This window comes from Variovorax sp. ZS18.2.2, assembly GCF_024701975.1.
Classification (GTDB): Bacteria; Pseudomonadota; Gammaproteobacteria; order Burkholderiales; family Burkholderiaceae_C; genus Variovorax.
The window spans coordinates 124,766-134,590 of sequence record NZ_JANLNM010000013.1; the positions used below are offsets into that span (position 1 = coordinate 124,766).

The window sequence follows — 9,825 nt, forward strand, 5'->3', positions numbered from 1 at the left end:
CGCAGGTTCAGCGCTTGCGCAGGCTCAGCCCGAACGCGATGCCGACGATCGCGAGCATCGCGATCCACAGCGGCCGCAGCCCGAACGGCGCCACCCAGCGCGCGTAGGGCGTGAGCCCGGTGCGACCCTCGACCGGCGCTTCGAGCACGCCGCGCGTGAGGCGCGGCAACTGGTGCGTCACGCGGCCTTCGGCGTCGATGACGACGGTGGCGCCCGTGTTCGTGGCGCGCACCATCGGCCGTGCGAATTCGAGCGAGCGCATGCGGGAAATGGAAAGGTGCTCGTCGATGGCCACCGAGTCGCCGAACCACGCGATGTTGCTCACGTTGAGCAGGATGGTCGGCGCGGTCGCCTCGTCGCGGAAGTTCGCACCGATCTCGTCGCCGAACAAGTCTTCGTAGCAGATGTTCGGCGCGATGCGCTGGCCCTGCCAGACGAACGGCGCCTGCGCGAGGCCGCCGCGCTGGAAGTCGCCGAGCGGGATGCTCATCATCTGGATGAACCAGCGAAAGCCCGGCGGAATGAATTCGCCGAAGGGCACGAGGTGGTGCTTGCTGTACTGGTAGGGCTGCGCGGCACCGGGCTGGAAGCCGAGCACCGCGTTGCTGTAGCCGGCACGCCCACCCAGCGGCAGGCCGACGATGGCGGCCTGCGTGCCGCTGCTGTAGCGCACCTGGATCGCTTCGAGGTAGCCGGCCGGCAACTGCTGCGGCAGCAGGGGCACGGCGGTTTCGGGGGTGACGACGAGCGAGGCCTTGGCATCGCGCAGCTGTTCGCCGTACCAGCGCAGGGCGGTGTCGATGCCGCCGCCGGGGATGAATTTTTCGTCTTGAGGGATGTTGCCTTGCAGCAGGGCGACCTGGAGGCTGCCGGTGCTGGCGCCGCGCAGTGACGGTGCGACGTGCGGAAATCCGAACACGAGCGCGACGAGCACGAGTCCCCCGACGACGTCGGCCTTGCGAGCCAGCGTCCCCAGCACGAGGAGCGCCGTTGCGAGCGCCGCAACGGCGCCGATGCCGTAGACGCCGATCCACGGCGCCCACGCGGCGAGGGGACCTTCCACATGCGCATAGCCGCCCGCGCCCCACGGGAAACCGGTGAACCAGCTGCCGCGCACGAGTTCGGCGAGCGTCCAGAGCGCGGCGAAGACCAGCGCGCCAGTCACGCGCCCTTTCGGGCCGCGGACCACGAACCATGCGGCCGCCACGGCGTAGTACAGCCCCAGCGCGGCGGCGAGCGCCAGCACGGCGATGGCTGCCAGCGGCGCCGGCAACCCGCCGTAGGTGTGCATCGAGATGAAGAGCCACCAGAAGCTGCCGGTGAGCCAGGTGGTCGAGAAGAGCCAGGCGTGAAGGCCGGCGCGGCGCCAGCCGGCGCCCTCGGCGCGCAGGCTGTCGAGCAGCCAGACCAGCGCGCCCATCGAGAGGAGTTGGAGCCACCACAGCGCCCTGCCGTCGCCAGGCCATGCGATGGACAGAGCCTGCGCCAGTCCGGCCAGCGCGAGGCCGGGCAGTCGAAACCGGACAAGGGTGGAGGTGGCGCGAGAGGTACGCGCCGTCGCTGCTGCGGGCAGCGGCATCAGTCGGCCGCGTCGCCGCCGCGGGCCGGCGACACCTTGAACCAGCGCACCGCGCCGCCCTTGGTGTGCAGCACCACGAAGTCGAAGCCGCCCATCGCATGGTGCTCGCCGCGCTTGGGCACGTGGCCCATCTCGTGGGCGATGAGGCCGCCGATGGTGTCGAAGTCTTCGCTCAGTTGCTCTTCGTCGAACACGATGCCGAAGGCCTCGGCCACGCGTTCGATGGGGGTGTCGCCCGAGACTCGGTAGGTGTGGTCGGCCAGGCCGAAGATGTCGCCCTCGTCCTCGGCGATGTCGAACTCGTCCTCGATCTCGCCCACGATCTGCTCGAGCACATCCTCGATGGTGATGAGGCCGGCCACGCGGCCGAACTCGTCGATCACGATGGCCAGGTGGTTGCGGTTGCCGCGGAACTCGCGCAAGAGGTCGTTCAGCCCCTTGCTCTCGGGCACGAAGGTGGCCGGGCGCAGCAAGGCGCGGATGTTCAGGCCCGGCGCGCGCTGCAGCTTGAGCAGGTCCTTCGCGAGCAGGATGCCGATGATGTTTTCTTTTTCGCCCTCGTACACCGGAAAGCGCGAGTGCGCGGTGTCGATGATGAGGTGCAGGAGCGCGTCGAAGGGCGCATCGATGTTGATGGCGTCCATGCGTGGTGCCGCGACCATCACGTCGCCGGCCGTCATGTCGGCCATGCGCAGCACGCCTTCGAGCATCACGCGCGACTCGGCGCCGATCACCTCGTTGTCCTCGGCGTCTGCCAGGGTTTCGATCAGCTCGTCGCGCGAGTCGGGACCGGGGTGGATGAATTCGGCAAGCTTCTGGAGGAAGCCGCGCTTGTCTTCCCGTTCTACGGGTGCGCGTTCAGGGTGAGGTTCGGCCACTGCGGGAGGGCGGAGTTGAGGAGGGGCAAGGATAACGGATTGCGTGTGACACGCTCTACCGTGCGCCCGGCATAGGCCGTTTCACGGCCTTCCGGACGGATATCAGGGAGCAGATTTACTGCGAGCGTCACGCATGCCGCTGCGCACTTCCTGCAGGCTCGCGAGAAAAGCCCAGAACTGCTTGGCGCGGCTCTTGAGGGCGAAGTCGACCGCGGCGTAGTGCTCCAGCGCGATCTCGCTCATGCGGCTGTCAAAGGTGGCTTCCGGCAGTTGCAGATGCGCTTCGGCCTCCGCACCGCTGCGCACCACGGTGGCGCCGGCGTTACGTGCGATCTTGAGCATGGCGGCGTTTTCGCTCAGCGCATGGATGAAGAGCATGCCCACGCCTTCGTTGCGGGCCACGACCACCGCGCGCTCGAAGAGGCGCGCGCCGTAGCCACGGCCGCGGGCATGCGCAGAGACCGAGACGCCGAATTCGGCGCAGTCGCTGTGCTCGTCGCCGGGCGCGAAGGCTAGGTGCGACATCGCGATCAGCTCGAGGCGGCGGTTGTAGATGCCGAACATCTCGTCGCGCTCGAAGTCGAGGCTGTCGACATAGCGCTGGACCTGCTCGTCGGCCGCGGCATAGCCGAAGCGCAGGTACCGGTCGTGGGGGGTCAGCGCCAGCAGGTGCTGCGCAATGCGCTCCCGCTCGCGGGGGCCGATCGAGCGGATCGGCACCATGACGGGCTGGGGCGAAGAGACAGCGCGTGGCTGGGTCTCAACCATCGGCGCTTTCAGGAAAGAGCCGAGGCCTAGAGACGCTTTGAGGAGGGTCTTGGCGGTAAGCATGGCTCAAATGTAAGGGTTTTCCCTTAATCAACAAGCCCGCGAGGACACTTCCAAGACACATTCGTGACCCATTACCAGAACGCGTGGCGCCCGAGCAACCACTTTGTGGTCAAACGGGCACAGCTGTTGTGGCTTTGACACGGTCCAGCACGAAGCTGGTCTTGCAGTCTTCCACGCTGGGGTGCTTGAGCAGGGTGTCCATGATGAAGCGGCTGTAGTGCGCCATGTCGGCCACCACGACGCGCAGCAGGTAGTCCATGTCGCCCGTGAGGGCGGCGCATTCGACCACCTCGGGCCAGGTCTGCACGCTGGCACGGAACAGGTCCATCGGGTTGCGCTTGTGGCTCTCGGTGTGCTTCTCGAGGCGCACGTTGAGGTAGGCGGTGAGGCCCAGGCCGATCACCTCGGGGCGCACGAGCGCGACGTAGCGGTCGATCACCCCGTTCTCTTCCAGGCGCTTGACCCGCCGCAGCACGGCGCTGGGCGACAGGCTGACCTGCTCCGCAAGCTGGTCGTAAGTGGCGCGCCCGTCTGCTTGCAGCGTGCGCAGAATGAGCCTATCAATCTTGTCGAGTGCTTCCATGCGGCTATTTTTGCAGTTTTACTGCGCATTTGCCACCAACGGCGCCCGACAACGCAGAAAACCTGAGCGGCATCCAACCTACATTGCAGCACTGGCGTTTTTTCGCCTGCCCCTTACCAATCCGATCCCCCACCTTCTGGAGACCGCACATGAGCCAAGCCGACGCACCCGCCTTCACGCCCTGGGACAACCCCATGGGCACCGACGGCTTCGAATTCATCGAATACGCGGCACCCGATCCGGTCGCCATGGGCAAGGTGTTCGAGCGCATGGGCTTCACGGCCGTGGCCAGGCACCGCCACAAGAACGTGCTGCTGTACCGCCAGGGCACGATCAATTTCATCCTGAATGCCGAGCCCGATTCGTTCGCGCAGCGCTTTGCGCGCGAGCACGGCCCGAGCGTCTGCGCCATCGCCTTCCGCGTGCAGGACGCCAAGCAGGCCTACGAGCGCGCCACTGCACTGGGCGCCTGGGGTTTTGCCGACAAGGCCGGCCCGGGCGAGCTGAACATCCCCGCCATCAAGGGCGTGGGCGACAGCCTGATCTACCTGGTGGACCGCTGGCCGGGCAAGAACGGCGCGCAGCCGGGCGACATCGGCAATATCGGCTTCTACGACGTCGACTTCGAGGCGCTGCCGGGCGTGTCGCCGCAGCAGGCGCTGTCGCCGGTGGGCAATGGCCTCACCTACGTCGACCACCTGACGCACAACGTGTACCGCGGCCGCATGAACGTGTGGGCCGGCTTCTACGAGAAGCTCTTCAACTTCCGCGAGATCAAGTACTTCGACATCGAAGGCCAGGTCACCGGCGTGAAGAGCAAGGCCATGACCAGCCCCTGCGGCAAGATCCGCATCCCGATCAACGAAGAGGGCAAGGAGCAGGCCGGCCAGATCCAGGAGTACCTGGACATGTACAAGGGCGAAGGCATCCAGCACATCGCGATGGGCTCTGACGACCTGTACGAGACCGTCGATGCGATGCGCGCCAAGGGCGTCGTGCTGCTCGACACCATCGACACGTACTACGAACTGGTCGACAAGCGCATTCCCGAGCATGGCGAAAGCGTGGCCGAACTGAAGAAGCGCAAGATCCTGATCGACGGCAAGAAGGACGCCCTGCTGCTGCAGATCTTCAGCGAGAACCAACTGGGCCCGATCTTCTTCGAGTTCATCCAGCGCAAGGGCGACGACGGTTTCGGCAACGGCAATTTCAAGGCGCTGTTCGAGAGCATCGAACTCGACCAGATGCGCCGCGGCGTGCTGACCGCCGCAAAATAAAGGCCCTTCCAACCGCCTTTATTGCCAGGAGCCCGCATGCGCAGCAGCACGTCTTCGTCGATAGCTTTGACTTTCATCGCGGCGGCTGCCGCCGTTCTTTCGGGTTGCGCGATGGCGCCGGCGGCAACGGCGCCGGTGGCCGCCTCGCACCTGGACGCGGTGCAGAAAGCCGCGGTGCTGCGCATCTGCACCCCTGGCGACTACAAGCCCTTCAGCTTCCAGAAGACCGATGCCTCGTTCGAAGGCATCGACGTCGACCTGATGACGGGCTTCAGCGCGAGCCTTGGCGCGAAGCCCGAGTGGGTCAAGACCACCTGGGCCAACCTGCTGCCTGATCTCGCCGCGGGCAAGTGCGACATCGCGGTGGGCGGCGTGTCGGTCACCACCGATCGCCAGAAGCGCGCCTTCTTCAGCACGCCCTACATGGTCAACGGCAAGACACCGATCGCGCGCTGCGCCGACATGGCCAAGTACCAGAGCGTGGCCGCCATCGACCAGCCTTCGACGCGCGTGATCTTCAACCCGGGCGGCAGCAACGAGCGCTTCGCCCGTACCAATTTCAAGCAGGCGAAGCTCACGTTGCACGGCGAGAACGTGACGATCTTCGACGAGATCCTCGCCAACCGCGCCGACGTGTTCGTCACTGAAGCCGCCGAGGCCATCACGCAGCAGAAGCTCAAGCCGGGCCTGTGTGCGGTGAACCCCGACAAGCCGCTGCAGTACGGCGAAATGGCCTGGATGCTGCCGCGCGACGACGTGGCCTTCAAGTCGTACGTCGACCAGTGGCTGCACCTGCAGCAGGCCGGCGGCGACTTCCAGCGCGTGATGGACCGCTGGCTCAAATAACCAGAGAAACAAATCCCCATGGACACCCCTGCCGCCGCCGTTGTCACTCCCGCCGTCTATGGCGCATCCGATCGCCCGCCGCGCGGCGACTACTCGCGCGGCGGCACGGTGCATGCCGACTACACCTGCCCGCAGGACTGGGCCAGCTACACGGCGGCCGACCACGACACCTACAAGCGGCTCTACGAGCGGCAGGCCGCGCAGCTGCCCGGCCTGGCGTGCGATGCGTTCATCAACGCGCTGCCGTCGCTGGGCGTGAAGGACCGCATCCCGCGCTTCGAGGAAATCAACGAGCGGCTGCTCAAGGCCACGGGCTGGGAAATCGTGGCGGTGCCCGGGCTGATTCCCGAACTGCCGTTCTTCACGCTGCTTGCGAACCGCAAGTTTCCGGTGACCGACTGGATCCGCAAGCCCGAGGAGTTCAACTACATCGTCGAGCCCGATGTGTTCCACGATCTCTTCGGCCACGTGCCGATGCTGTTCGACCCGACCTTCGCCGACTACGTGCAGCGCTATGGCGCTGGTGGCATCAAGGCGCACGAACTGGGCGCGGGCGAGAAGCTCTCGCGGCTGTACTGGTACACGGTGGAGTTCGGCCTGATTCGCCAGCCCGAGGGCCTGCGCGCCTACGGTGCCGGCATCCTGAGCTCGGTGGGCGAACTCCAGCACGCCGTGCTCAGCGACGAGCCGCGCCGGCTGCCGCTCGATCTGCTGCGCGCCATGCGCACGCGCTACAAGATCGACACTTACCAGAGCAACTACTTCGTGATCGAGAGCTTCGCGCAGCTCTTCGATCTCACGGCGCCCGACTTCACGCCGATCTACGAAGCGCTGAAGATCAAGGCCGACATCGAAGCCGGCGTGCTGCTGCCGGGCGAGACCGGCAAGGCCTGATCCGCGCTGTCCGCGCTATCGCCTGCGCGACACCGCGCAGAGGCACCCTAGGACAAGCCCGCTGGTGGCTGGGAGCACCTCGCTCCCACAATCCGCGCCAAAGGAGCTTGCATGCAGACATCCGCGCGACAAAACTATCCGGCCGGTGTGCCCGAGGAAATCAATCCCGAGCAATACCGGTCCCTGCCCCACATGTTCGAGGAGGCGTTCGGTCGCTACAAGGACCGGCCGTTCTCGGTCTGCATGGAGCGCTGGATGACTTACGGCGAGCTCGATGTGCTGTCGAAGGCGCTGGGCGCATGGCTCCAGTCGAAGGGGCTCGAGCCGGGTGCGCGCGTGGCGATCATGCTGCCCAACATTCCGCAGTTCGCGGTCACGATGTGCGGCATCCTGCGCGCGGGCTATACCTGCGTGAACGTGAATCCGCTCTACACCGCGCGCGAGCTGGAGCATCAGCTCAAGGACTCGGGCGCGACGGCGATCGTCATTCTCGAGAACTTCGCATCGACGCTCGAGCAGGTGATTGAACGCACGCCGGTCAAGCATGTGGTGATGACCTCGATGGGCGATCTGCTCGGTGGCCTGTACGGCGCGTGGATCACGCTCGCCGTGCGTCACCTGGCGAAGATGGTCCCGCCGTACAAGCTGCCGTTGAGCGACGGGCGCACGGTCACGCCGTTCACGCAGGCGATCTCCGAAGGACGTGGCCGCACGCTCGCGGCCGACCAGAGCACGCTCGATTCGATCGCCTTCCTGCAGTACACCGGCGGCACGACCGGCCTGTCGAAGGGCGCGGTGCTGACGCATCGAAACATCGTCGCGGCAACCTTGCAGGCCGAGGCCTGGTTTACGCCGGCGCTGTCTCGCGCCGGTGACCTCGCGAAGGTCAACAGCATCGCGGCGCTGCCGCTGTATCACATCTTCGCGCTGACGCTGTGCCTGCTGGTGATCCGGCAGGGCTCGCACATGACGCTGATTCCGAACCCGCGCGACTTCGACAAATTCATCGCGGTGCTGAAGAAGCGGCCGTTCCACATGCTGCCGGCGGTGAACACGCTGTTCAATGCGCTCCTGATGCATCCGCAGTTCAAGACGATCGACTTCTCGACGCTCTTCGTCTCGCAGGCCGGGGGCATGGCCGCGTCGGAAGGCACGGCGCGCAAGTGGTTCGAGGCGACGGGCTGTCCGATGATCGAAGGCTGGGGCATGAGCGAGACCTGCGCGATCGGCACCAACAATCCGGTGTCGAACACCAAGTTCACCGGCACCATCGGGCTGCCGCTGCCGAGCATCGAGATCGCGATCAAGGATGACGAGGGCAACTCGGTGCCTGTGGGGCAATCGGGCGAACTCTGCATCAAGGGCCCCAACGTGATGACGGGCTACTACAACCAGCCCGCCGAGACCGCGGCCGCGTTCACCGCAGATGGCTTCATGCGGACGGGCGATATCGCCGTGATGCAGGACGATGGCTACAGCCGCATCGTTGATCGCAAGAAGGACATGATCCTGGTGAGCGGCTTCAACGTGTTCCCGAACGAGCTGGAGAACGTGATTTCGCTGTGCCCGGGTGTCGTCGAATGCGCGGCGATCGGGGTGCCCGACGAGAAGCAGGGCGAGGCGATCAAGGTCTTCGTGGTACGCAGGGACCCGAACCTGACCGAAGACGCAGTGCTGCAGTACTGCAACGGGCAGCTCACTGGGTACAAGCGGCCGAAGCACATCGAGTTTCGCGATTCCCTGCCGAAAACCAATGTGGGGAAGATTCTGCGGCGCGAACTTCGCACCAGTGCGGGCGCCTGAATGAGCAACGCCGCGGCGGGCGCCGGCTTGCCGGCGAATGTCGTTGTGTTCGAGCGGGGGTGGCTGTCGTCGAACAACATCCTGTTTGTCGGGACGGACGAGACCGCGCTGGTCGATACCGGCTATGCGACGCATGCCGAGCAGACGCTGGCGTTGGTCGAGTCGGCGGTGGGTTCCCGGCCGCTGGATCGCGTGCTGAATACGCATTTGCACAGTGACCATTGCGGTGGGAACGCCGCGTTGCAGCAGCGTTATCCGGCACTTCGAACGGATATTCCCCCAGGGGAAGCGGCGTTGGTGGAGCGGTGGGACGAGCGCGGCTTGAGTTTTCTTGCGACTGGGCAGACTTGTCCTCGTTTTCGGTTCACCGGGTTACTGCAGCCCGGAACAGAGTGCCTGCTTGGCGACAGCATGTGGGAAGTCCACAGTGCGCCTGGCCATGATCCCCATTCGATCATCCTGTTCGATCCGGCATCGCGGACGCTGATCTCCGCGGATGCGCTGTGGGAGAACGGTTTTGGGATCGCATTTCCCGAGCTGTCCGGGGAGCCGTCTTTCGGCGAGATCGCAGCGACGCTGGATTGCATCGAGAAATTGGCACCGCTGCAGGTGATTCCTGGACACGGCCGTGTGTTCAATGACGTCGGCAGCGCGTTGGCTACCGCACGCCGCCGTCTCGCTGGGTTGCAGCGCGATCCGGTGAAACACGCCCGGCATGCCATCAAGGTGTTGATGAAGTTCAAGCTGCTGGAAGTGCAGCACATCGCCGTCGAGGACTGGTCGGCGTGGCTGCGAGGCACGCCGTACCTGGAGACTATTCGTCTTCGTTTCTTTGCAGATGAAGAGCTGAATCAATTGACCGAGGATATCTTGGTCGAATTGATTGGCGCAGGTGCTGCCGAGAGGGATGCTCTGGGTATTCGCAATACCTGAATCCGGTCGCTTCGGAATAGAAAAGCACGTCATCTAGGATTGGCGCGTTTTTTGTTTTTCAAATTCCGAATCCTCAAAGCAAAAAACCCCAGTCAGGATTCTGACTGGGGTTTTCTGGGCTGTAAGAGCCTGACGATGACCTACTTTCACACGGGAACCCGCACTATCATCGGCGCTGAGTCGTTTCACTGTCCTGTTCGG

Annotated in this window: 9 protein-coding genes; 5 read left to right on the top strand and 4 right to left on the bottom strand. The window is 65.0% G+C overall.

All coding sequences use genetic code 11. The features are described 5' to 3' along the window. Nucleotides 1-7: 7 nt before the first annotated feature. The 4 genes from lnt to NU688_RS32135 all read right to left on the bottom strand — a co-directional run bounded on the left by lnt (nucleotide 8) and on the right by NU688_RS32135 (nucleotide 3,871). Nucleotides 8-1,579 carry an apolipoprotein N-acyltransferase gene (lnt, locus tag NU688_RS32120; RefSeq protein ID WP_257864960.1) on the bottom strand — a complete coding sequence of 524 codons (1,572 nt, stop codon included), beginning with the start codon at nucleotides 1,577-1,579 and terminating at the stop codon, nucleotides 8-10. Beyond that, nucleotides 1,579-2,457 carry an HlyC/CorC family transporter gene (locus tag NU688_RS32125; RefSeq protein WP_042581004.1) on the bottom strand — a complete coding sequence of 293 codons (879 nt, stop codon included), beginning with the start codon at nucleotides 2,455-2,457 and terminating at the stop codon, nucleotides 1,579-1,581. Before NU688_RS32125 ends, lnt begins: the two co-directional genes overlap by 1 nt. A 102-nt stretch (nucleotides 2,458-2,559) precedes the next feature. Next, entirely contained in the window at nucleotides 2,560-3,288 is a 729-nt protein-coding gene (locus NU688_RS32130) for a GNAT family N-acetyltransferase (protein WP_257864963.1), read from the bottom strand. Nucleotides 3,289-3,397: 109 nt separating this feature from the next. Further along, nucleotides 3,398-3,871 carry an Lrp/AsnC family transcriptional regulator gene (locus NU688_RS32135; RefSeq protein WP_257864965.1) on the bottom strand — a complete coding sequence of 158 codons (474 nt, stop codon included), beginning with the start codon at nucleotides 3,869-3,871 and terminating at the stop codon, nucleotides 3,398-3,400. Between the two features lie 149 nt (nucleotides 3,872-4,020). Here NU688_RS32135 and hppD point away from each other — a divergent pair, with 149 nt between their 5' ends. The 5 genes from hppD to NU688_RS32160 all read left to right on the top strand — a co-directional run bounded on the left by hppD (nucleotide 4,021) and on the right by NU688_RS32160 (nucleotide 9,624). Beyond that, a complete protein-coding gene (gene hppD / locus NU688_RS32140) occupies nucleotides 4,021-5,148 on the top strand; it encodes a 4-hydroxyphenylpyruvate dioxygenase (protein ID WP_257864966.1) in 1,128 nt (375 codons plus the stop codon). Between the two features lie 36 nt (nucleotides 5,149-5,184). Continuing rightward, nucleotides 5,185-5,994, top strand: a complete 810-nt coding sequence (locus tag NU688_RS32145; RefSeq protein ID WP_257864967.1) for a transporter substrate-binding domain-containing protein — start codon at nucleotides 5,185-5,187, stop codon at nucleotides 5,992-5,994. An 18-nt stretch (nucleotides 5,995-6,012) separates the two neighbouring features. Then, nucleotides 6,013-6,888: a phenylalanine 4-monooxygenase gene (gene phhA / locus NU688_RS32150; RefSeq protein ID WP_257864970.1), complete on the top strand. Its 876-nt coding sequence runs from the start codon at nucleotides 6,013-6,015 to the stop codon at nucleotides 6,886-6,888. 111 nt (nucleotides 6,889-6,999) lie between these two features. Beyond that, on the top strand, nucleotides 7,000-8,691 hold the full coding sequence (locus NU688_RS32155) for an AMP-binding protein (RefSeq protein ID WP_257864972.1): 1,692 nt from the start codon (nucleotides 7,000-7,002) through the stop codon (nucleotides 8,689-8,691). After that, nucleotides 8,692-9,624, top strand: a complete 933-nt coding sequence (locus tag NU688_RS32160) for an MBL fold metallo-hydrolase (RefSeq protein WP_257864973.1) — start codon at nucleotides 8,692-8,694, stop codon at nucleotides 9,622-9,624. It begins immediately after the preceding gene. Nucleotides 9,625-9,825: the final 201 nt, after the last annotated feature.

Coding starts and splice junctions, on each gene's coding strand:
- NU688_RS32160 (WP_257864973.1), top strand. CDS start 8,692: ATGAGCAACGCCGCGGCGGGCGCCGGCTTGCCGGCGAATGTCGTTGTG.
- NU688_RS32145 (WP_257864967.1), top strand. CDS start 5,185: ATGCGCAGCAGCACGTCTTCGTCGATAGCTTTGACTTTCATCGCGGCG.
- NU688_RS32130 (WP_257864963.1), bottom strand. CDS start 3,288: ATGCTTACCGCCAAGACCCTCCTCAAAGCGTCTCTAGGCCTCGGCTCT.
- NU688_RS32155 (WP_257864972.1), top strand. CDS start 7,000: ATGCAGACATCCGCGCGACAAAACTATCCGGCCGGTGTGCCCGAGGAA.
- phhA (WP_257864970.1), top strand. CDS start 6,013: ATGGACACCCCTGCCGCCGCCGTTGTCACTCCCGCCGTCTATGGCGCA.
- lnt (WP_257864960.1), bottom strand. CDS start 1,579: ATGCCGCTGCCCGCAGCAGCGACGGCGCGTACCTCTCGCGCCACCTCC.
- hppD (WP_257864966.1), top strand. CDS start 4,021: ATGAGCCAAGCCGACGCACCCGCCTTCACGCCCTGGGACAACCCCATG.
- NU688_RS32135 (WP_257864965.1), bottom strand. CDS start 3,871: ATGGAAGCACTCGACAAGATTGATAGGCTCATTCTGCGCACGCTGCAA.